General features: G+C 33.3%; 17 protein-coding genes and 2 tRNA genes. 12 read left to right on the top strand and 7 right to left on the bottom strand.

What is annotated here, in order from left to right; all coding sequences use genetic code 11:
- Positions 1-2: 2 nt before the first annotated feature.
- Positions 3-1,733, top strand: a complete 1,731-nt coding sequence (locus phytr_RS02800; RefSeq protein WP_106874372.1) for an ABC transporter permease — start codon at positions 3-5, stop codon at positions 1,731-1,733.
- Positions 1,733-2,959, top strand: coding sequence for an ABC transporter ATP-binding protein (locus tag phytr_RS02795; RefSeq protein WP_106874371.1), 1,227 nt, complete (start codon positions 1,733-1,735; stop codon positions 2,957-2,959). The genes phytr_RS02800 and phytr_RS02795 overlap by 1 nt, the downstream gene beginning before the upstream one ends.
- On the opposite strand, the gene phytr_RS02790 is transcribed toward phytr_RS02795, so the two are convergent.
- Complete coding sequence (locus phytr_RS02790; RefSeq protein ID WP_106874370.1) at positions 2,954-3,826, bottom strand: UbiA family prenyltransferase; 873 nt, start codon at positions 3,824-3,826, stop codon at positions 2,954-2,956. The genes phytr_RS02795 and phytr_RS02790 overlap by 6 nt on opposite strands.
- A gap of 5 nt (positions 3,827-3,831) precedes the next feature.
- A complete protein-coding gene (gene rsfS, locus phytr_RS02785) occupies positions 3,832-4,155 on the bottom strand; it encodes a ribosome silencing factor (protein ID WP_106874369.1) in 324 nt (107 codons plus the stop codon).
- Between the two features lie 373 nt (positions 4,156-4,528).
- On the opposite strand from rsfS, the gene phytr_RS02780 reads away from it, so the two are divergent.
- From phytr_RS02780 to nrdR, 7 genes are all read left to right on the top strand, one after another.
- Positions 4,529-5,788: a dicarboxylate/amino acid:cation symporter gene (locus phytr_RS02780; RefSeq protein ID WP_106875029.1), complete on the top strand. Its 1,260-nt coding sequence runs from the start codon at positions 4,529-4,531 to the stop codon at positions 5,786-5,788.
- Positions 5,789-5,992: 204 nt separating this feature from the next.
- The gene (gene rpsB / locus phytr_RS02775; protein ID WP_106874368.1) at positions 5,993-6,853 is read left to right on the top strand and encodes a 30S ribosomal protein S2; all 861 of its coding nucleotides are present in this window, start codon (positions 5,993-5,995) and stop codon (positions 6,851-6,853) included.
- A gap of 59 nt (positions 6,854-6,912) precedes the next feature.
- The gene (gene tsf, locus phytr_RS02770) at positions 6,913-7,779 is read left to right on the top strand and encodes a translation elongation factor Ts (protein WP_106874367.1); all 867 of its coding nucleotides are present in this window, start codon (positions 6,913-6,915) and stop codon (positions 7,777-7,779) included.
- A 36-nt stretch (positions 7,780-7,815) separates the two neighbouring features.
- The gene (gene dnaN / locus phytr_RS02765) at positions 7,816-8,961 is read left to right on the top strand and encodes a DNA polymerase III subunit beta (protein ID WP_106874366.1); all 1,146 of its coding nucleotides are present in this window, start codon (positions 7,816-7,818) and stop codon (positions 8,959-8,961) included.
- Positions 8,962-9,006: 45 nt separating this feature from the next.
- Positions 9,007-9,083 (top strand) — tRNA-Val (locus tag phytr_RS02760).
- A complete protein-coding gene (gene pth / locus phytr_RS02755; protein ID WP_158706835.1) occupies positions 9,057-9,683 on the top strand; it encodes an aminoacyl-tRNA hydrolase in 627 nt (208 codons plus the stop codon). Before phytr_RS02760 ends, pth begins: the two co-directional genes overlap by 27 nt.
- Positions 9,664-10,113: a transcriptional regulator NrdR gene (gene nrdR, locus phytr_RS02750; RefSeq protein WP_106874364.1), complete on the top strand. Its 450-nt coding sequence runs from the start codon at positions 9,664-9,666 to the stop codon at positions 10,111-10,113. Before pth ends, nrdR begins: the two co-directional genes overlap by 20 nt.
- Before the next feature lie 13 nt (positions 10,114-10,126).
- Here nrdR and phytr_RS02745 read toward each other — a convergent pair whose 3' ends face one another.
- The 3 genes from phytr_RS02745 to phytr_RS02735 all read right to left on the bottom strand — a co-directional run bounded on the left by phytr_RS02745 (position 10,127) and on the right by phytr_RS02735 (position 14,952).
- Entirely contained in the window at positions 10,127-11,803 is a 1,677-nt protein-coding gene (locus tag phytr_RS02745; RefSeq protein ID WP_106874363.1) for an ankyrin repeat domain-containing protein, read from the bottom strand.
- Positions 11,804-12,048: 245 nt separating this feature from the next.
- Positions 12,049-13,083 (bottom strand): ankyrin repeat domain-containing protein, encoded by a 1,035-nt coding sequence (locus phytr_RS02740; protein ID WP_106874362.1) that lies wholly within the window; start codon positions 13,081-13,083, stop codon positions 12,049-12,051.
- A gap of 126 nt (positions 13,084-13,209) precedes the next feature.
- Complete coding sequence (locus tag phytr_RS02735) at positions 13,210-14,952, bottom strand: ABC transporter ATP-binding protein (protein WP_106874361.1); 1,743 nt, start codon at positions 14,950-14,952, stop codon at positions 13,210-13,212.
- Between the two features lie 175 nt (positions 14,953-15,127).
- Between phytr_RS02735 and phytr_RS02730 the strand changes: the two genes are divergently transcribed.
- From phytr_RS02730 to phytr_RS02720, 3 genes are all read left to right on the top strand, one after another.
- Positions 15,128-15,204: transfer RNA gene (locus phytr_RS02730), tRNA-Arg, on the top strand.
- 15 nt (positions 15,205-15,219) lie between these two features.
- The gene (gene aspS, locus phytr_RS02725; RefSeq protein WP_106874360.1) at positions 15,220-17,013 is read left to right on the top strand and encodes an aspartate--tRNA ligase; all 1,794 of its coding nucleotides are present in this window, start codon (positions 15,220-15,222) and stop codon (positions 17,011-17,013) included.
- A 160-nt stretch (positions 17,014-17,173) separates the two neighbouring features.
- Entirely contained in the window at positions 17,174-19,411 is a 2,238-nt protein-coding gene (locus phytr_RS02720; RefSeq protein ID WP_106874359.1) for a hypothetical protein, read from the top strand.
- Between the two features lie 180 nt (positions 19,412-19,591).
- On the opposite strand, the gene dapE is transcribed toward phytr_RS02720, so the two are convergent.
- The gene (gene dapE / locus phytr_RS02715; protein WP_106874358.1) at positions 19,592-20,740 is read right to left on the bottom strand and encodes a succinyl-diaminopimelate desuccinylase; all 1,149 of its coding nucleotides are present in this window, start codon (positions 20,738-20,740) and stop codon (positions 19,592-19,594) included.
- 274 nt (positions 20,741-21,014) lie between these two features.
- Entirely contained in the window at positions 21,015-22,661 is a 1,647-nt protein-coding gene (gene groL / locus phytr_RS02710) for a chaperonin GroEL (protein ID WP_106874357.1), read from the bottom strand.
- Positions 22,662-22,677: the final 16 nt, after the last annotated feature.

The following is a 22,677-nucleotide window of genomic DNA, read 5'->3' as shown; positions in this document are numbered from 1 at the left end:
TGATGTCACATTATTTATCTCAATTTATTAACAACTCTAAAAGCAGACAATACGGTTTTTTAGCTAACTTAACAGCTATTGTTTTAGTTATAGCAAGTTTAGCATTCTTTAGCTGGAATGGTAAAATGCTTCATATTCCCATTAGTAAGATACATCCAGATGAAATTAATCTTGAATGGACTAATTTGATTTTTTATGGCATGCGTACGATTTTTAGAATGATTATAGGTATATTTATTTCTTTAGTTTTTAGTATCTGTTACGCAAGTATAGCAGCTTCAAATAAGCGAGCAGAACAAATCATGATGCCTATATTAGACGTTTTACAATCCGTACCAATATTAGGTTACATATCATTTACCACGGCGGGATTTATAGCTCTTGCCCCAGGCTCAAGCTTAGGTTTTGAGATGGTAGCAATTTTTGCGATTTTTACTTCACAGGCATGGAATATTACTTTTGCTATATATCAATCATTCAAAAATATACCTTCAGACTTATTGGAGGTAGCAGCTATTTATAATTTCAGCGGTTGGAGAACGTTTTGGTCTGTTAAATTTCCTTTTGCAATACCCGGTATTATTTGGAACTGCATGCTTTCGATGTCTGGTGCTTGGTTCTTTATTGTTGCTGCAGAATGTATTAGCTATAACGGTATGGAAGTCAGCTTGCCAGGTATAGGTTCATACATAGCTCTTGCCCTTGATCAAAAGGATATACATGCGATTATGGCATCTATTGTTGCAATGATAAGTATAATATTCTTATTTGATCAAATGGTATTTCAAACATTATTGGTATGGTCTAACAAATTTTGTTACAGCACAGAGAATAGCTCTAAACAAACACATTGGTTATACACCCTCTTAACGGGTAGTAATTTGTGTGAATATGTTATAAATTTTTGGCGTAAATTTACTAGATTATTTCTCAAGATACCAATAGGCGTTAACAATAATAGTCATATTAAGGTTATGCAATATCCCCAAATCAAGGAATTTTTTTGGGTTCTAATAGCCTGTTTTATATGTTACATATCTATAAGTTATATTTTATCTTTCCTATATGAAAGAGTAAGCATGTATGACGTATCAGTGGTATTTATGCTGACTCTAATAACTTTCTTAAGGATAATAATTCTTTCAGCTCTAATTTCACTTATTTTTGTTCCTTTAGGCATTTATATAGGTACACGTCCTATTTTATGTAGCTTAGCACAGCCAGTGGTACAAATGTTAGCATCTATGCCAGCTAACTTATTCTTTCCTTTAGCATATATCTACATTAATCGCCATAATGCTAATCCTGATATTTGGCTTAGTCCATTGCTTATAGTAGGCTCTGCTTGGTACCTCCTATTTAATATCATTTCAGGAGCGTCTCAAATACCATATGACTTTTTACAGGTAGCTCAACAATTTAATATTAAAGGATTACTTAAGTACAAAAAGGTCCTAATTCCTGCAATTATGCCGTATTACGTTACTGGTCTGATTACAATGATAGGAGGTGCTTGGAATGCAAGCATCATCGCTGAAATAATAACATGGGGAGGTAAAGGTATCCATGCTCACGGCATTGGTAGTTATATTGCAATAGCCACACAGCAAAATGATTTTTCAAAGATTACTTTAGGAATATCAATAATGTCCTTCACAATCGTGCTACTAAATAAGTTGTTCTGGCAAAAAGCGTACGTGTACGTCAACAAAAAATATAGCTATGTTTCATAATGTCCTTATTAGATTTTTCTTCAGTTAGTTTAAAGTATAATGATCAATACATTATACAGGACATTAATTTAAATGTTGAAGGAGGAGAGATTGTTGCATTAATTGGTAAATCTGGTTCTGGTAAATCAACAATATTAAAGCTTATCTCAAAATTACTTGAACCTTCAGAAGGTGAAATAAAATATTACGATAAGCTGAAAAAAGAGAAAATTTCGATGGTTTTTCAAAATTTCGCTCTATTACCATGGCTTAATATAAGTGAAAATATAGAAGCAGTACTCGAAGCTCAGAATATTCCAGAACAGGAAATAAAAGAACGCACTAAAAACATCATTGGTTTAGTTGGTCTTGATGGTTATCAAGCAGCTTACCCTCGTGAATTATCTGGAGGTATGAAGCAGCGCGTTGGTATAGCAAGAGCATTAGCTGCAAAGCCTCAAATAATGTTAATGGATGAGCCTTTTTCTGCTTTAGATGTCCTGACGGCAAATACGTTAAAGAACGATCTGATGGACTTATGGATTGGTCAAAAAGTTGAGCTTGAATCAATTATGCTAGTCACTCACAATATCGAAGAAGCCGTTATGTTGGCGGATAAAATTGTCATATTATCCTCTAAACCAGGTCGAATAGTTCTTGAGACAAAGGTAAATTTACCACGACCTCGTGATCCAAAAGATCCAGAGTTTATTGCTTTAGTGGAGAAGTTATATGGGCATTTTATTTCGGATAATAAGACTTCTAAAGTAAGTGATATATACTACCCTGTACCTCTTTTTCCAGTTAACGCCTTTTATGGTTTGTTAAAAATCATTAAAGATAGTTCCAATATACTTACTTTAAGCTCTTTGGAAAAACAGTCTAAAGTCAACGCATCTAAGCTACTGTATGTGATTGATTTCTTGGAACTTATTAAATTTGTTAAGACTAAAGATAATACAGTTTCTTTATTACCGGCAGGTCAGATTTTGCTTGAGTCCACTAAAACACAGAAAAAAAAGTTGTTTTCAGAACATCTTATACGTAATCTGCCAATCATGTCTTATGTTTATGAAACTTTAAAAGCTCGTCCACTACGCAGAGCTCCTAAGTCTAGGTTTTTAAGCTTATTAGAAGATCGTCTATCCAAAGAAGAAGCTATTGATACACTCAAGGCTGTAACGGGTTGGGGGAGACATATAGAGCTTTTCTTTTACGATGACCGTAGTCAGCAGTATTATTTATAAAATGCGGCTTAGCAGCATAACAAAGGCACTAATCATTCCTATTTGAGGTGCTTTATTAAAGTGAGTCTGACATTTTGAAACTACAAATACATCAAGCTCAAAAACTTCATTTATAAGCATACCCCATACAATTAAGAATAGATAGCTTGCATAATTTTGAGTTATTGCGATACAAGAGATAAATAAACAGAGTACAAATAAGCTATAGAAAAAAGTGAGATATAATTTAAAATTTTGATCTTCCAGCTTTATGGAAAGAGATTTAATTCCTATTTTTTTATCATCATTGATATCCATGAATCCATATACGGTATCATAACCAATGGTCCAAAAAATACATCCTATATAAATTAGGAAAGCTTCAATAGGAATATATTCTAAAAAGTTTGCCGCAGCTATAATTGAGCCAATGTTAAATATACAAGCTAAAACCACTTGAGGAAAATAGCTATATCTTTTAGCTAAAGGGTATAGGCATACACCGACAAAAGACAATAAGCCTATATGAATGGCATAAGTATTGAGGCGAGTAAGTAAGAATAAGCCTGTTAGTAGTAATATTGACAATAATCCCAATGCTTGGTTGACTGAAACTGCTCCACTTGCAATGGGTCTTGATGCTGTTCTTGCTACTTTGATGTCTAGATCGCGGTCTAAGATATCATTAATGATACATCCGGCTCCTCGCATTATTACACTCCCTGTAAAATAAAAGATGATGTAATAGACTAAGTCTAAAGGTGTTGAGTAGAATAATATTATTGAATACAGACAAGGAAAGAAAAGTAGTAAAAAGCCTGTGGGCTTATCTAATCTTAAAAGTGTCCAGATGTTGTGTTTAGATAAACCTTTGTGCTGAGAGAGCATGCTTATTATGCAGCTTTTGTGAATATATCGTCTATATTATAGTAATCTCTTGTTTCTGGATGAAAAATGTGTAGGATGACGGATTGTATGTCCAACACCACCCAATTACTATGGTTTACTCCTTCAAGAGCTACATTAAGACCTAATTTCTTTTTTATTTCGCATGAAATGTAATCGGCCATGGCTGATACGTTTTTAATCGATCTACCGTTGGCTACAATTATATATGATGCGATGTGTAAGTTCTTGGTATCAAATATTTTAATTTCTTCTGCCTTTTTCTCTTCTAGCTTTGACAAAACAAAATCTTTCAAATTTATCTCTTCCATAATAATTCTTTTAGATTTTTAGTTTTTTATATTTTATATAATACCATTATGAATTTGTTATATCAACTTAAATATTAAGATCGTCTTTCCTAATTTCAAAATTCTATTTGCCTCGAAAGGCAGTGGCCTGACTTTACATTTTTGTTACACTATGCTACCATAACTACTTGAGCTGCTTATAGGTTAAAATAACTTTATAACTTTAAAAGATAATTTTTCTTTTCTTTGAAGATGCCTGATTTAAATAGGATAATTTAGTGCATTCTTGAACAAAAATCTTGGAATCAATGATTTCAATTAATTCTAAATCTTTAACCTATAGCAGAAAGTTTTAAGGATTGTAATTTTAGGTGCGAGTATGAAATTAAAAAAATTGAAATTATGGCATAAAGTAATCCTGGGTCTTATACTTGGGGTATTAATAGGTCTATATCTTCCTGGTTATGCTGTTAAACTACAGTTTATAGGAGATGTTTTCATGAAGGCAATAAAAGTTGTCGTTGGACCTTTAGTGTTTTTTTCATTAGTTATGGGTGTTACGTCTGCAACTGACACGGAGTCTTTGGGTAGAGTTGGCATAAAAGCAGTGGTAGCGTTCCTCGTGACAACCACTTTTGCTGTAATTTTTGGCCTTGCAACTGGTATAATTTTTGAGCCAGGTAAAAATGTTAGCCTAGTTACAGAAGGTCCTGCCGTAATTATAGACTCTAATAGCTGTCCTATTGAATCAAATAAAAAGTTTTGTATTATTCAATTTTTAAGCGATATAGTCCCAGCAAGCCTTACTCAAGCAATGTTAGACGGTAATGTATTGCAAATTGTATTTGTTGCGATATTTACAGGTGTTGCCATAAATAAATTAGGCAGGGATCCTAAAATACAAAGAGAAATCAAAAAAGTTAAAGACTTTTTTATAGCGGGCAATAGAGTTTTAATGAGAATGATCTCTATGGTTGTAGAATTTTCTCCATATGCAGCTTGTGCGCTTATTGCTACAATGGTTGGAGAAAAGGGTTTAGATCCATTGATTGGGGTATCTAAGTTAATATTTGCGGTAGCCATTGCAATGGTGTTGCAGTACATCGTTTTTGGCTTCATGATTAAATATATCGCCAAATTATCTCCGTTGCCATTTTATAAAAAAAGCTTAGAATACCAAGCCGTTGCGTTTGCTACTAGTAGTAGTAAGGCTTCTTTAGGTAAAACCATGGAAGTGTGTAGAGAAAAGCTAGGTATTTCCGAGCCAAGTACTTCATTTTTGCTGCCACTTGGTACATCTATTAATATGGATGGTCTTGCTATTAACCTTGGAATAACAGCTATATTTTTTGCTCAAAGTTTTGGGATGGTCCTTACATTCCAAGATTATATGGTGATTATCTTAACGGCTACTTTAGGTTCTATGGGTGGAGCAGGGATACCAAGCGCATCTTTAATCATGACTCCGCTAGTCTTATCTTCGGCAAATATTCCGCTTGATGGAATTGCTATCCTATTCGGGATAGACAGGATATTAGATATGATGCGTACGGTGATTAACATTACGGGTGATGCAACTATTACATTATTGATAGATGCAAGCGAAAAAACTCTAGATACTGAAAAATATTACGAAGAGTCTAAAGACGAGTAGAAAGGGTATAGGTAAAATTTTAGTATTATAACAAGTACTATAGCATTCCTTTATTTTTTCTCTTTTCTTAGTAATTTAGCTACAAAAAAACTCCTTGAAACTGGCGTTTTAATATGCTATCCTTTCTACTGTTAAATTAAATGTAATTGTCGCTAAGGGCTATTGATGCCTTAAAAATTTAGCTTTATTTAATGGTTTTAATTAGTGTCAAATATTTCAGAAATAAGTATTAAAGACCTGTGGGATGCAGGCGTTCATTTTGGTCATAAGACTTCAAACTGGAATCCTAAAATGTCTCCGTATATTTATGGTCAAAAAAACAAGTTACATATTATCGATTTAAGACAAACTTTAGTGCTCTTAAAAGAAGCGCAAAAGGCTGTTTATGAATGCGTTAAGAATAATGGCAGAATCCTTTTTGTAGGAAGCAAGATTCAAGCTTCTAGCATTGTGGCTGAATACGCTAAAAAATGTGGTCAATACTACGTTTCAACAAGATGGCTTGGTGGTACCTTAACGAATTGGGTAACCATATCTAAATCCATCAAAAAGCTTGATGAAATTGAAAAAACCATAGAAAATTCAGCGGAAAATCAAATCTACACAAAAAAAGAGCTGCTTGATTTATCAAGAACAAGAGATAAACTGCTTAAATCTTTAGGTGGTATTAGAGATATGGGAGGAAAGCCTGATCTTATGATTGTTATGGATACAAAAGAAGATAGAGTAGCGATTGATGAGGCTAAAAAGCTTGACGTTCCCGTGATTGCAATATGCGATACTGATTCAAATCCAGTTGGTATTAAATATGTTGTGCCTGGTAATGATGATGCAGTTAGAGCTATCACTTTATACTGTAAGGCTTTTGCTGAAAGCGCTCTTGCTGGTATAGAAGAGTCATTAATCGCCTCAGGTGTTGATATCGGTTCAGTCAGTGATATTAAAGATGCTCCTAAGGTGAAAAAAGTTGCAAAAACAGAGCAGAAGAAAAAATATACAAATAAGGCTGCGAAAAAGATAGACCAGGCTGTATCTGAAGAATTCCAAAAAATTATAGAAGAATAAAATAAGGCAAGATAAATATATTTTTGCCTTCATCATCAATTAATAAACTAAATACTACTATGACAATAACAGCAGAATTAGTAAATAATTTAAGAAATAAAACCGGTGCTGGTATAATGGATTGCAAAAAGGCCCTTGTTGAGACTGGCGGTGACATTGAAAAAGCTATAGAATTATTGAGAAAAAAGGGAATTGCATCTGCCTCTAAAAAGGCTGGTAGAGAGACTAAGGAGGGTGCCGTTGCTTTTTCTGTTAGAGATAATAAAGGCGTACTAATTGAATTAAATTGCGAAACTGACTTTGTTGCTCGTAATGAAAATTTTCAAAAAGTGTTAAATCAACTTTTGGATTACGCTTTTGAGTTAAATGTATTTGATAAAGAGACTCTTCTTAATTCAACCTCTGGAGGTAAGAAGATATCAGATTATGTTTTAGAGCAATCTGCTGTTTTGGGTGAAAACCTTACATTCAGGAGGGTCGTGGCAATCGAGAGTAAGAATAATTTATTTTCATATATTCACAACGCATACTCCAATAATTCTGGCAAAATTGCTGTGTTGGTAGAGCTTACTTCAAATGCAAGCAAAGATAAGTTAGAAGACTTAGGACGTAAGGTTGCAATGCATATAGCTGCTATGAAACCATTGGTTTTAAATTCTGCTGATATGTCTTCAGAGGTATTACAGAAAGAAAAAGAAATTTTCACTGAACAAGCTAAAGCCTCTGGTAAACCTGAAGCTGTAATAGAAAAAATGGCTGAAGGCCGTCTGCGTAAGTTCTTAGAAGAGGTTGTACTAAATGAGCAAGTCAGTATTTTTGACGGTAAAACAAAAATCAAAGACTTTGTTGCTAATGTTGCTAAAGATTTAGGCGTAGATGTTAAAATTAGCGCTTACAAAAAATTTGAATTGGGTGAAATAGTATAGTAGAATTACTATTCTAGAATACAAAAAGTTAGTAATATGTTTTCTTCTGAAGCATTTGATATAGAGGTTTCGAGTAAAGAACTAGCAAGTTGCCTCTCAGCGGTGACTGCTGTCATCGAAAAAAGGAACGTAGAGCAAACCTTATCCTGCGTCAAGCTCTTTGTTTCAGAAGATAAGCTTTGTATTGAGGCTACTGATGGTAGTATTTTTATTCGGCAGTTTTTGGGAGCAAAAATTCAAAATGAATCCTTGAGTCTAATAGTTGAGGGGAGAATTTTGGAAAGGATGATCAGAGGGCTTGCTGATGAATTTATCAGGATTTTATATATCCCCGAATCTAACGAGTTACTTCTGTCTTCCATTAGCTTTGAACTCCGATTAATTGCTTTATCTCCAAATTCATTTCCAACATTCCCTGTTATTACTTCTCCAGTATCATTCGAGATACTTAGCAGCGATTTGTTTGATCTTATCAATTGTACAGATTTTTCATTATCGAAAGACGAGATTAGATATAACATAAATGGAATTTATATTTATGGTGCTAATAACCAAATACATGCAGCATCTACAGATAATTTTAGGCTTTCTGCATTTAATTTGGAAAGCAAGGGGGTACATAATAACTTTGCTATGATACTGCCAACCAAGACAGTATCTTTTCTCAAAAACTTAAGCTCCGCTAGCTCCGGTCAAGAGATTTTAAAAGTTACCTTGCACCATAATATAGTACAATTTAGCTCACCTAAGATGTGTATAGTATCCAAGCTTATTGATGGATCTTTCCCTGAATATACAAGCATCATCCCTAAAAATAATGACAATAAGCTGGTTATTCAAAAATCTCATTTAGCAAGTGCAATAGAGCGGATCGCATTTATTACCGATGAAAACTCGAGGGCAGTTAAAATGTCCATAAGTGAAAAAGAGGTGGAAATTTCTGCTTATACTCATTCTAAAGGTAAGGCCAAACAGGTCATAGAACACAAATTCTTTAAGTACAAAGGAGAGCCTTTAACTATTGCATTTCAGCCTAGGTATATTCTTGATATCTTATCACTAATTAAACAAGCTGATGCCAAAGTAACAATAGATCTCAAGTCATCATCTTTGCCTGTACTTATTACATCAGATCAATTGCCAAGGTGTTTATTTGTGATAATGTTAATTAAAATAACCTAGCAACTTGAATTTGGAGTTGCTTTCCTATACTATCTTCATAATAACGGGCAGTTAGCTCAGCTGGTTAGAGCACTACGTTGACATCGTAGAGGTCGGTGGTTCGAGCCCACTACTGCCCACCATCAATCAAATTTGACATGTTGTTGATATGCGGTCTGGGTAATTTTGGTAATGAGTACCATAATACTAGACATAACGTAGGTTTTATTTTTCTTGATCAATTAGCCCAGAAATTTGGCTTAAAATTTAACTTTAAATCTAAGTTTAAAGGGGAATTTGCTAAACTTGATTTTCATGACCATGAAATTATATTGTTAAAGCCTCAAACTTACATGAACCTTTCTGGAAGTAGTGTTCAGCCAGTAATGCACTATTATAAAATTCCTCCTTCTCATTTAATTGTTATTCATGACGATTTAGATTTAGCTCTTGGAAAAGTTCGTTGCAAGCTTGGAGGAGGTAGTGGAGGGCATAATGGTATTAAATCTATAGATAATGCTATAGGTAATTCTTATTTTAGAGTTAGAATAGGAATAGGTCGCTCGGATGTTTGGGATGCAAGTAGCTACGTTTTAGGAAAAATGAGTGAGCAAGAACAAACAGTTTTAAGCATTTGTTATGAAGGAATTATAAATAATTTAGAGTTGTTGTTTAATAAAAATGTGAGCATTTTTGTAGATTCAGTTATGAAACATATTAGTTATGAAGTGTCCGTTTTGTAATTCGGAAGATACCCAAGTTAAAGACTCTCGTACTACTAGTAATCATACAGTAGTGCGTCGTCGGAGATATTGTGGTAGTTGTCACAATAAATTTAGTACTGTTGAGAGAATATATTTTAAAGAACTATATGTAATTAAAAAATCGGGCATTCGTAAGCCTTTTGATCGTAATAAAATTAGGCAATCTGTTCAAACAGCTACTCGTAAGAGAAATATTCCTATCAATGAATTAGACAAGATAATTAACGATACTATAAATCAAATTGAGTCATCAAAATTAAAGGAAATTTCCAGCCGTAAAATCGGTGAAATGCTTATGCAAGAGCTATTGAAGCTTGATTTAGTATCTTGTGTACGTTTTGCGTCAGTTTATAAAGATTTTAGTACGCCTGAGGATTTTATAAATTTCATTAAATCTATCAAAAACTAAAAAAGGGAGAAGATTAATAAATAAAATATTTATTAGATCCCAGAATTTCTAAATTGGGGGTATTGCTAGTATTTGTTAATTCTGAGATTTCTGAAGATGGTTCTGCATAACCCCAATATTCTCCGATACAAATGGCCTTAGGATAGTTTATATTTATATTTTCAGATAGCTTGATACGTTTATTGCTTTTTTCGATACACTGCTTAGATTTTTCTAATTTTGGAGGATTTTTGATGGCTAAGAGTAAATTTTCAATATCTTCTCCTTTAAAGAAACTGATGAGATTTGCGATAGGCTCTCCAAATGGAGATAATTGAGTTAAGCGGTTCTCAAAATTTATAACATTATCATCTTGTTGTAGTTCGTGATTTAGTGAATCGGTAGCACTTTTTTCTATCTTTTTTAAACTATTTTTTACTTTGGGACTAATTTCGTCTATAAAACTTAGTAACTTATTATAAAGTTCTTTTATTGGGTCAGAAAATTTATCCATATTTTCCTTTAGTATTTGTTTATACAATTCTTTTATAACACCAGAAACATTATTTATGTTTTGTAAAGGGTTCAACAAACCCATATGTTCTAAATTCATTGTAGGTAGTTTACGAAGATCCTTTTTGGTATTGGGTAGTTTGTCTAGAGATTTTGTAAGCTCAATGGTTAACTCATTTATTATATTAATTTTAGCTGCTTGAACATCTTCTGGTTGTTCTTCTTCGCTAAATTCTTTTAAAAAAACTAATTTAAAAAGCAGCCGTTCCACTAGTTCTATTTTATTTGAAGCTTTGATTTTAAAATACTTAATTTTTTTAGCTAATTTGCAGCGCAATTTTTCATTTTTAAAATCAAATTTTATTCCATGCATATAGAAAGCAAGAAAGCATTCTCTTGAAAATTGATCTTTCAGAAGATAGTCCACGGGCGTAAGACTTTCAATATTTTTATCATGAGGATCAGCTCCCTTATTCAAAAGGAGTGTTATTATTTTCGCTGCCAACCTTGGCTGATAAGCTCTGTTGGCAACTATGAAATGTAAGGCGGTGTTATCTCCTAAATCTTTTAACTTTACGTCAACTCCTTGCTTTATTAAGTATTCTATAATTCTAAAATTACTCATTTCAGCTGCCTTTATTAAAGGCGTTTGACCAAAGTGATCCGTCTTATTAATATCTATCTGATTACTTAATTTATAATCTTCGCCTGATATTCCAAATTCAGAAAATATGTGGAGTATATTGCTACCCGTATTTGTTTCTACAGATGTTAAATCCAGACCATTATCCAAAAGTAATTTGATAATTTTTTCTAATTTAAAATAGTTGCTTTTTGTGTGATTGGAGAAATTGGTAGAAAACCTGGGTTGAGCACAAAAAATTTTCAATAGTGCAGGGCTATTATGCACTATAGCTTGTTTAGGTATGTTTGTTAATAAAAGCTCTATTAAATCCATTCTTTTAGCTGCGATAGCTCCATATAATATAGACATAAGTATAGATGTCGCATAGCTATAAGGATTATGTTTAGACATCTCCATAAGATTATTTAGATTTTGATAATTGATTACCGTATAATTTGCAGTTAAGAGTTGTATAGCTTTAAAATTTCTCAGTTCAATAGCATATTCTAAAGGTGTTTTAAAATAATATCCCAATGGATTATAGCCTTCTAGATTAAAGTGTTTGGTTTTCATTTCTACGGTTTGTCATACAACAAGTGCAATATGTTTGAATAAGAAGGGAAAGTTTTTAGGAATTCATTTCACCTTAACAAAAAATTCAATATATAGTGATACGTTTTGGGATTGTTGTCAATATAACGTTATGAATAAAATGAATTTGTTAAAAATAATAACACAAAAGCATTTGGATCTGTAGAATCTTTAATCAATCTACTAATTTGGATAGTGATAATTAATTAAAACTGAAGGTTATTAGTTTACCCTTCCATTTCAACCAATGAGATTAATTCTACCCCTAATTCTGTTGTAGGAGTCGTTTCGCGTAAGTCATAATGCTCTTTAATAAATTTTGTAGCTTCTGTAGATTCAGGAGAGCAACAGTTTTCGAGAGTTTGACATACTTTATTTATAGCATTGGTTTTTACTTTATCAGAAAAATTTATAGAAAATAGCTGTGTAATATTAGGTATGCTAGTTAAAAGATTGTGTATCAATGGTACCGATAAAGGTATATTTAAATCTTGTTTATTTAATAACAATAGGATCAATTTTCTATTTAATTCTTTTTGTAAAGGATCAGCGGATATAGATGCTTCGATTGATGCTGCTTGTTCAAGCACACTACTGCCACTTTTATCTACTTCGTTAACATTACTGCCATGATACATTAAAAGTGCCAAAATTTTAAGCTTCGCCTTATCTGTATCTTCCGCATCTGCGGGCTCAAAAAATCTAGAAATACTAGTTGATTCTCTTGCTTCAGGTAAAAATAGATCATGCAAAGCTGTGTGTCCTTCTTGACTTTTAATAGTGAAGTCAGCATGATTTTTTAAAAGTAGTTCAACCGCCTCAAACCTTCCAGAGCTTACTGCCCAGTGCAAGGGAGTGTCGCCATGACTATTTTGAAGATTAATATTTTGGCCTTTTTCTAGCAGCCAACTAATCGCTTTGATATTATTCTTTTCTGCGGCCGTATGTAATAAAGGGAAATTAGGAGGATTGATTATATGGCTGGCCTCAAACTCGTTTAGTAAACTATTTTCCAATAAACCTGCACAAATAAAGTGTAGTACAGTAAGACCAGTCTCAAGATCTTGGGGATTGATATCAGCTCCTTGCTTTTTTAATGCCTTGATTTTTGCTTTAGTCTTTGAGGTATGTTCTTTTAAGTTAGATAGCCAATTCTCAAGTCCTTCTTTTTTTATCAAAATCATTATTTCGTCTATTAAGGTGACGCAGTTTTTGGAACTAGGGGATAATTTTTTAGTATCAAAAAAACGACGAAAGAACATTATACACCTAATTTTTAAGTTATCTTAATTAAAGCATAAAGGTTTGTATAAATGTTATCAAGAAAAAATAAAATAATAAAATATAGTCTAAGTTATACGAACCAGTGAGCTAAATTGCTAAAAATGCTACAATATCAAATCCTCTGTATGGCTTGTCCAAAGCTTTTGATATAGTCCTTCCTGCTTGATTAGTTCCTCGTGCTTACCATCTTGGATTATCTTTCCTTTTTTGAACACCAAAATCCTATCCATGGATACAACGCTAGAGAGTTTATGGGCTATCAAGATAACGGTTTTATCTTGCATCAAGAAACTTAAGGATTGACGTATAAGTTTTTCCGTAATGGGATCTAAGCTACTTGTTGCTTCATCTAAGATTAGTATAGGTGCGTTTTTTAATATAGCTCTTGCGATAATTATTCGCTGTTTTTGGCCACCTGACAGGTTTTGTCCTTTCTCGCTACACATAGTATCATAACCATCTGACATAGATATGATCGCTTCGTGAATATGAGCCTTCTGAGCTGCATCTATTATTTCCTCGTCCGTCGCATCAGGTTTACCATATCTAATATTATCTTTTATGCTACGTTGAAATAAAGTTGGCTCTTGTGGAATGAAACTTATTGAGTCACGTAAAGAATGTTGCGTGACTTGTGAAATATCTTGTCCATCAATGAAAATTTGACCTCTATGTACGTCGTGCATTCTTGTAATCAGGCTTATAAAAGAAGTTTTACCAGATCCCGATTTTCCAATCAATGCCACCTTCTGTTTTCCTGGTATAACAACCGATTGATCCATAAAAAGTGGGCTGGTGCCATAGTGAAAACTTACTTTTTCAAATATGATCTCACACTTACTAATTTGTAGATCTTTTGCACCTTTTACATCTTGCACAATATATGATGCAAGAAGTTTTGTAGATTGCTCAAAGGCGCCATAATTCTCAAATACATCTCCTGCTTCTTCTGTTAACTCCCATATTTCTTTAGATATAGTATGACAAAGATACATAACTTGTATAAAATCACCTATGCTCATTTGGTTATGGGTATATAGCTTGCTTAAGTAGTACATCACTCCAAATACAGCAGCAGTGGATGCAAGCCCCAAAAAATATCGGATAATTAGCATGCTTTTATGTAATTCCACATCACTTTTGATGAAATTTTGTACAGGCTTTTCCATATAAAGCAGCTCTTGATCGTAGCCGTTAAACATACGAATAGACAAGATATTATGTATACAATCTATAATTTTACCTCCTATCTCGCTGCGACTTGCTGCTAAATTACGAGAAAATTTCTTGATTATAGGTGATACAAAAAAACTTATTGTATAGACAATAATTATCCAGATAGAGAAGATACCAGCGAAAAGTTTATTTATGTAACATGTTGTGATTAAAGCTCCGATAATGCCGATTAATTTTTTCACTACTTTATCACTTGCTCCATGTAAAAAGTCTTCAAACGCGCGAGCTGCTTCTAAGATTCGATCGGAAAGATTGCCTGCGAGTTGTTGTTGAAAAAACGTATGACTTTGTTTTTGAATATAATCATAAAAATATTTTATTACTTTGCCCTTAATTTGAGGAAAAAGGCATAGATAAATATAATCATATAAACGATAAGTGACGTTTATTGTTTCATTCCAAACGGCATAAATGATTGCCCACTTGAATAGTATGGAAAATGTTTTATGATCATGACTCTCTAGAATATTTATAATATTTTTTAATATGATGCTATCAATGCTTGGAACTATTCCAATAATCACAATCATCAACATTAAAAGCGTGTACTTTACTTCAAATCCTTTAAGGAAAAATAGAACAAAAGACTTAGGGGTGTTAATTTTATTCATTTAAAATTAGATATATATCTCTACAGACTAACAGATTTTCAAAAATTTTCAGATATAACTTTTCATTCTATAACATAAAAGAGTTTTATCAAGTTTTTAAGTCAAAAATTTAGATTTTTTATTTAAATAATTGACGTCAGGGGTCGCTTATTGTTAGAATAGTGCCTTGAATAATGGGGTCGTAGCTCAGCTGGATAGAGCAAGTGATTCCTAATTACTAGGTCGGAGGTTCGACTCCTCTCGATCCCACCAAATTATATTTTACAAATGCATCAATATAGAACTCACAATTGCAAGGAACTTAGAACAAGCAATATTAATTTAGAGGTTAAGCTGTCTGGATGGGTCAGTAGAAAAAGAGATCATGGCCAATTAATTTTTATAGATTTGAAAGATCACTATGGTGTAACACAAATCGTGATAGATAATGCAGAATTAATAGAATTGTGTAATTCCATCTCTCTCCAAAGTGTTATTACTGTTGTTGGAACTGTTAAAAAGCGTGATGCTGATTCTGTTAATAATGCTTTAGCAACAGGGGAAATTGAAGTTGCAGCGCGCAAAATTAATATTGAGTCATTAGCACGTCTTTTACCGCTGAATGTAACTTCTGATACAGATGTAGCCGAAGAAATTAGGTTAGAATATAGATTTTTAGATCTAAGAAGAGATAGGATGCATCAAAATATTATGCTTCGCTCTAATGTGATTAAGGAGATGCGAGACATAATGATAGAAAAGGGTTTTACAGAATTTCAGACGCCAATTCTAACCTCTAGTTCCCCTGAAGGTGCAAGGGATTTTCTAGTGCCATCTCGTATGCATCCAGGTAAATTTTATGCTCTTCCTCAAGCACCTCAGCAGTTTAAACAGCTTTTAATGGTAGCTGGTTTTGATAAATATTTTCAAATTGCTCCATGTTTTCGTGATGAAGATGCAAGACGTGATAGGTCTCCAGGTGAGTTTTACCAGCTAGATATTGAGATGTCTTTTGTGACAGAAAACGATGTATTTACTTGTTTGGAAGACTTGCTATGCCGAATATTTAATAAATTTGGCAAATACGACTCAAGAGTTGTAGCTCCTTTTCAGCGTATTACCTATCATGACTCAATGCGTAAATATGGCTCAGATAAGCCTGATTTGCGAAATCCTATAGAGATGTCTGATTTAACTGATTTTTTTGCTAAGAGTAATTTTACTATCTTTAAAAATAACGTAGCTAAAGGGTTTGAAGTGAGAGGTATTCCAGCCCCAGGTGCAAGTTCTAAGCCTCGTAGTTTTTTTGAAAAAATGGGAGAATTTGCTATATCTCAAGGTGCTAGCGGTCTTGGTTACATTATTTTTGATCCAAACAATGGTGTAGGGAAACGGCCGGTTGCAAAGTTTTTATCCGAAAATGAGCAAGATAATTTAAAGCAAATCGCTGGTCTAAAGAATGGTGATGCTATTTTCTTTTCATGTCAAGACAAAGATTCTATTAATAAGATAAGTAGCGCCATTAGGACCAAGTTAGGTGAAGAGCTTGATATAATTGAAAAAGATGTATATCGTTTTTGCTGGATTACTGATTTTCCATTTTATGAGTGGAATGAAGAAAAGAAAGCTATAGATTTTAGTCATAATCCTTTTTCTATGCCCAAAGGTGGCTTAGAAGCTCTAGAATCAGCAAAATCTAAAGAAGATCTTTTAAAATTAACAGCTCATCAGTATGATATCGTATGTAATGGTATCGAGCTTTCAAGTGGCGCTATAAGAAACCATAAGCCCGAGATCATGTATAAGGCTTTTGAGCTTGTGGGGTATAGCAACGAAGAGTTGGAGCAAAAGTTTGGGGGGATGCTTAGAGCGTTCAAATATGGCGCTCCTCCTCACGGTGGTATTGCTCCGGGTGTAGACAGGATTGTGATGCTACTTTGTGATGAGCCTAATATTAGAGAAGTCATTGCATTTCCATTGAATCAACAGGGTCAAGATTTACTAATGAATGCTCCTGCCGAAGTTATGCAATCCCAACTTGATGAGCTTTATATTTCCATCAAAAAGCCTCGAAAACAATAGGCGCTGTAACTAATTTTTGCATCAAATTATATCAAGAAACAGACCTTATTATCTATTTTAGGCAATCTTTGCTGTAATAAATATATTTTTTATTGATATCATATCCTTTCGTTCATAATATGTGATTATTGTTTTTATGAAACTTTTAATCTTATAAAAAATGGACAAATTACCGGGAAATAAATTTATAAATTTAAATTTATTAAAGAATTACTACATAGACGGATCTTTTGGTGACGTTTTAATTTTGATGTTCATTCATGCTGGGCATAATCCCCAGTATTTAGAAGCAGCACAATATATATATGAACATTTCAAATCAGAGCCGGGTTCTGAAGAGAGTATGAAAGTGATATTCAAGATAGTGCTCATGAATATATGTCATATGGTTAACCATTGTTCGGATGAAGGTCATCCAAAAAGGATAACCTTAGAGAGATTTACTGAAATATTCAATTTTTTGTGCGGCAAGTATGATGTAGAAGCTGAGTCTTTTTTAGAGCTAATTAAACCATGTAAAGTAGAATTTCGCGACATATGTTTGGAAAAGGCTAGAAAAGCGCAAAAATACTTAGGAGAACCAGCTGAGGTGGTGTTCATTCCACTGAATCATTTAATTGATTTTGATCACGTGGCTAACATAATGTACAAATTTATAGCCTGCCAGTCTTTATCTACAGATGAAATTGATGAACTTCTTACTAAAAGAATAGACTTAGTTGGATTTAAATTCATAACACATGAGGCAAAACGAATGGTCAAAAGAAATAGTATAGTTATGACCGTAGATTTTTTCGCTCAACTTGCAGATAATAAAACTTTTAAGTGGTTTATAGAAAATATTAAGATGCGTCCTATTTATGTTGATTGTAAATTGAGACTCCAGACTCGTATTGCAAAGGATTTGTTCACTGAAGGTCATTTTAGTGATTGTCAAAAAGCTGTAGCTAAAATGGACAGTTTATTAGAAGATCTTGAATTTGATGGAATAGATGATATGAGAAGCAAACTTACTACCTTTAATGCTTTGAATTTTAAAGCAGAATATTACTTTGCTTGTAACAATATTCTTGAAGGTATTTATTCACTATTAGCGAGTTATAAGTTAAGTCCTGAGGATGCTTTCACTAATACGCATACCTGGGTTTTAAATCTAAGATTTTTAGATCCCTTAAAAAGAAAGGAGGTGCTTGATCAATTTAAGATTAACTGGCCTATTCCAGGAGAATTAAAAATGAAGCTTTTAAGGTTTTTTAAAAAAGGTTATGAACTTTTTGAAGAGCCTAGTAATCAAAATTTTAAAGAATATGAAAAAATAAAAGAAAGATTAGGAGAATTTTCTGAATTTAGACTGAACGAAGCTATTAATCAAATATTTATAACTCATTCTCTCTATTTTTATGCATCTTGTAATAAAATGAAAGAGGTTTATGATTTACTTGGCATACTGAAGTCAAGAAGTTATATACTTGATCAAGAATATTCTTTAACTATTTTGGATATTTTGTACAATATTCCAACTGATCAAAAGTTGTTTAATATGCTAGAAAAGTCCAACTTTTTTAGCTTAGAGGTACTACCTAATATTTTGGCATGGGAGGTTTATTTAAAATTATCTCAACAAACTTTAGACGTTAGGTATTGGAATAAAGCTATGTATTACCTCGATAAAGCTAATTCAATATTTTATGCAAATTCAGAGGTATTAAAAAACTTTAAAAATTTAATCATATCAAGCAATAAAATAACTGTTATTGAGGCTAATAAAGTTGGTATAAAATGTTACAAATTTTTTAATTTAATATCGAAGATATCTTCTTATGAAGATTTTAAAAAATTTGAAGAATATCTTAATGGATTGCATCAAAAAGTTTTAGAAAAAGATACAGATAGGGATGAATTTACAATATATCGAGATGAAAGGGATGCTTATTATGGAGAATTAGTAAGAGAAAATGCGTCACTAACACGTAATTTAAGAGTTATTAAAAATAATGTATCTCATTGGCGTATAGGTGATAAGTTAGTAAGTTCAAAGGATTTAGATTCTTTGAAGATAGCTGATAATAAGATTTTTGTGTTGATTGATTCTGCTTTATCGTCAAAAGAAATTGCAAAACTATACAAGGCCTTAGAAGCTGGTATGTCATTAGATACAACAAGTTTAAAATTATCCTTAAGTAAAGATATACTAGAAAAAATTAATGTAGCTAAAATATACACCGATTACTCAACGGGTGATGAATTGATATACTTAGCTACTTCTAAAAGTCCTGATACTCCAAGTTCAGATATTGAAACAGATGCATCTAATCAGAAAATTGAATCGAGTGTTGATGAAATTATTGCAGAAAAATTAGGTGATTCTGTAACAAAGGATTTTGATGCATATTATTAACTAAGAGCTTAATCTTTGATAAGCAACGTACAGGTTTATATTGGAGGTAGAAGTATGGGGTAGAAAGCCTAATTAATTAAGCTTTCTAACGGCCTAAAAGGGATTGGGCCTGCCAGCCTCTCAGAGTAAGATTTTTGGTCTAATGCCCCTACTATTCCACCATATCAGCTTACATCTAAATTAAGATTGAGTATCAAAGAATTTTACTAAAAATTCACCATATAATTTAGATAAATTTTCTAATTCGCTAACAACGAGGTGTTCATCTACTTGATGAGCTGAACTGCTTCCTAAGCCAAATTCAACTACTTGACACATTCTTCTTATAAATCTTCCATCTGAAGCTCCACCGTAAGCGGTTAATTCCGTCTTCTGGTTAGTAAATTCTTCAACAGTTTTGACAAATAATTTTACATATTCATCTTCTATATCGCTCATATATGGCTCGGGGCTTGGCTCTACTAAGGCCAGTGTAAAATCTTGCGTTACCTGAGAGATTAACTCATTTAATTTTTTCGTTAGCAATTCTACATTTTGTAAATTGTTATATCTAATATTAAATCTAATCGTCGTTTTGTCGGGTACAATATTAGTAGCCATGTTATCTGTGTCAAATGAAGTAATATTTAATTTAGATGGTGGTAATATCCCGTTGCCTTCATCTAACTTCATTTCTTCAAATAATGCTGCTATTTTAGTCGCATAGGAGTGGGGATTAATAAAGTTATCATATGCTACGTGCCCTTGTTTGCCGTAAATTTCTAATAAAAAGCTTGCACTACCCCTCCTTGCAACTTGCACAACATCACCAAATCTTTCTTTATAAGTAGGCTCCCCTAATATACAAAAATCCAAGGTAGGATTTATTGATTCTAATAATACTTTAGTACCATAAATAGCAGGTCCTTCTTCATCGGAAGTGATCAAAAAAATGATTTGAGCCTTATCATTGTGCTCTAAATAGTTCCTAGCAGCAACAATCATAGCGGCTATTGCTCCTTTCATATCAACAGCTCCTCTACCGTAAAGTTTGCCATCTCTAATTTCAGGTTTAAAAGGAGGGCTTGTCCACTTTTTTTCATCTCCTACGGGCACGACGTCAATATGACCTGCAAAACAAAGGTTAGGTCCTTTTCCTTCATTAATAAAAGCATATAAGTTAGTTACCCGGGCTCCTTCTGGTCCTTCGCAGATAATCTCGGTTTTAAAACTATATTCTTTTAGTAAACTTGCTATATATTCTATGCATCCCGCGCTTTGAGGCGTGATTGAAGGAAATGACATCAATTTTTTGGCTAATTCAAGGCAGTTGATTTTATCTCTAGTCATTGATTTTTTAATATTTGATTAATAGCAATTTTGATTTTAGTCTCAAAGAAAACTTTTTTAATTATTATGAAGGGAATCGTACTTATCTCTTTTATGCAAAAGAGTTAAATCGGCTAATATAAAGAGATACTATTTCATAAATAATTTTGTTTTTATACTCTCATATATTTTGGTCTAAGGGTCTAAGGCTACCTTGGCCCATACTAAACCAAAGAGATAAAGATGGAGGATAGAAAGCCCAATTAATATAGGCTTTCTATTGGCATGATAAAGGTTAGAAATCCATGCCTCCCATGCCTCCCATACCTCCCATTGCACCTGGGCCTTTTACGTCACTTTTACTATCATCTTCAACAATTGCGGCTTCAGTAGTGATCACTAAAGACGCAACAGATGCTGCGCTTTGTAAAGCAGTACGTACGACTTTAGTTGGGTCGATGATACCAGACTTGAGCATGTCTGTGAAAACCATTTTTTGAGCATCAAAACCATGGTTTAAGTCTTTGCTTTCAGCCAATTTGCCAGCAACAACAGCGCCATCCCAACCTGCATTTTCTACGATCTGGCGAAGTGGAGCCTCTAATGCAGCTTTAATGATGGAGATGCCAGATTGCTGAGCTTCGTTTGCGCCTTTTAAATTTTCTAAAGTTCTTGCTGCATAAAATAACGCTGTACCACCTCCTGGGACAATACCTTCTTCAACAGCGGCTCTAGTAGCATTCAAGGCATCTTCAACTCTATCTTTCTTTTCCTTCACTTCAACTTCAGTAGCACCACCAACTTTCAATACAGCAACGCCTCCTGATAATTTAGCTAAACGTTCTTGAAGCTTTTCTTTGTCATAATCAGATGTAGAGTTTTCGATTTGGTTCTTAATTTCTAAACAACGAGCTTCAATAGCGCCTTTTGAACCGATACCATCAACTATAGTTGTATTTTCCTTAGAGATAGTTACTTTTTTCGCGCTACCTAGTTCAGTAATTTTAACGTTCTCGATTTTCTTACCTAAATCTTCGCTAATTAACATACCACCTGTTAAAATAGAGATATCTTCTAACATAGCTTTTCTTCTATCGCCAAATCCAGGAGCTTTTACAGCTGCAACTTTTAAGCCGCCTCTAATTTTGTTGACAATAAGAGTAGCAAGAGCTTCTCCTTCAACTTCTTCAGCAATAATTAATAGCGGTCTGCCAGTTTGTACTATAGATTCTAAAATTGGAAGGATTGGCTGAATGGTTGATAATTTTTTCTCATATAAAAGAATGAAAGGATTTTCTAACTCTGCAACCATTTTTTCTTGATTAGTTACAAAATAAGGCGATAAGTATCCCCTATCAAACATCATACCTTCTACGACATCAACTTCGAAGTTCAGTCCTTTTGCTTCTTCAACAGTAATGACACCTTCTTTACCTACTTTTTCCATTGCTTCAGCAATTTTGGTTCCAATTTCATCATCTCCATTAGCAGAAATTGTACCAACTTGAGCTATTTCTTCATTATTAGTTACGTGTTTACTGCGTTTTTTAAGAGATGAAATCACTTCATTTACAGCCATATCGATACCGCGTTTTAAATCCATTGGATTCATTTTCGCAGCTACTCTTTGATTGCCTTCTTCGACTATTTTTCTTGTCAACACAGTTGCTGTAGTGGTACCATCACCAGCTGTATCACCAGCTTTGCTTGCTGCAGATTTAATTAATTGAGCACCAACATTAATGGCTTTATCCTTGAATTCAATTGATTTTGCAACTGTTACGCCATCTTTTGTGATTTTTGGCGCTCCGAAGGATTGCTCAATTGCTACATTTCTTCCTTTAGGTCCAAGTGTAACTTGAACTGCATCTGCTACTTTGCTGATGCCCTCGATTAAAGCTTCACGAGCTCTTTGTTTAAGTAAAAGTACTTTTCCTGACATAATTTATCCTATAATT

The organism is Candidatus Phycorickettsia trachydisci (assembly GCF_003015145.1).
GTDB classification, from domain to species: Bacteria; Pseudomonadota; Alphaproteobacteria; order Rickettsiales; family Rickettsiaceae; genus Phycorickettsia; species Phycorickettsia trachydisci.
This window is presented reverse-complemented; position numbering and strand designations above follow the sequence as displayed.

Coding starts and splice junctions, on each gene's coding strand:
- phytr_RS02800 (WP_106874372.1), top strand. CDS start 3: ATGTCACATTATTTATCTCAATTTATTAACAACTCTAAAAGCAGACAA.
- phytr_RS02795 (WP_106874371.1), top strand. CDS start 1,733: ATGTCCTTATTAGATTTTTCTTCAGTTAGTTTAAAGTATAATGATCAA.
- phytr_RS02790 (WP_106874370.1), bottom strand. CDS start 3,826: ATGCTCTCTCAGCACAAAGGTTTATCTAAACACAACATCTGGACACTT.
- rsfS (WP_106874369.1), bottom strand. CDS start 4,155: ATGGAAGAGATAAATTTGAAAGATTTTGTTTTGTCAAAGCTAGAAGAG.
- tsf (WP_106874367.1), top strand. CDS start 6,913: ATGACAATAACAGCAGAATTAGTAAATAATTTAAGAAATAAAACCGGT.
- dnaN (WP_106874366.1), top strand. CDS start 7,816: ATGTTTTCTTCTGAAGCATTTGATATAGAGGTTTCGAGTAAAGAACTA.
- nrdR (WP_106874364.1), top strand. CDS start 9,664: ATGAAGTGTCCGTTTTGTAATTCGGAAGATACCCAAGTTAAAGACTCT.
- phytr_RS02745 (WP_106874363.1), bottom strand. CDS start 11,803: ATGAAAACCAAACACTTTAATCTAGAAGGCTATAATCCATTGGGATAT.
- phytr_RS02740 (WP_106874362.1), bottom strand. CDS start 13,083: ATGTTCTTTCGTCGTTTTTTTGATACTAAAAAATTATCCCCTAGTTCC.
- phytr_RS02735 (WP_106874361.1), bottom strand. CDS start 14,952: ATGAATAAAATTAACACCCCTAAGTCTTTTGTTCTATTTTTCCTTAAA.
- aspS (WP_106874360.1), top strand. CDS start 15,220: ATGCATCAATATAGAACTCACAATTGCAAGGAACTTAGAACAAGCAAT.
- phytr_RS02720 (WP_106874359.1), top strand. CDS start 17,174: ATGGACAAATTACCGGGAAATAAATTTATAAATTTAAATTTATTAAAG.
- dapE (WP_106874358.1), bottom strand. CDS start 20,740: ATGACTAGAGATAAAATCAACTGCCTTGAATTAGCCAAAAAATTGATG.
- groL (WP_106874357.1), bottom strand. CDS start 22,661: ATGTCAGGAAAAGTACTTTTACTTAAACAAAGAGCTCGTGAAGCTTTA.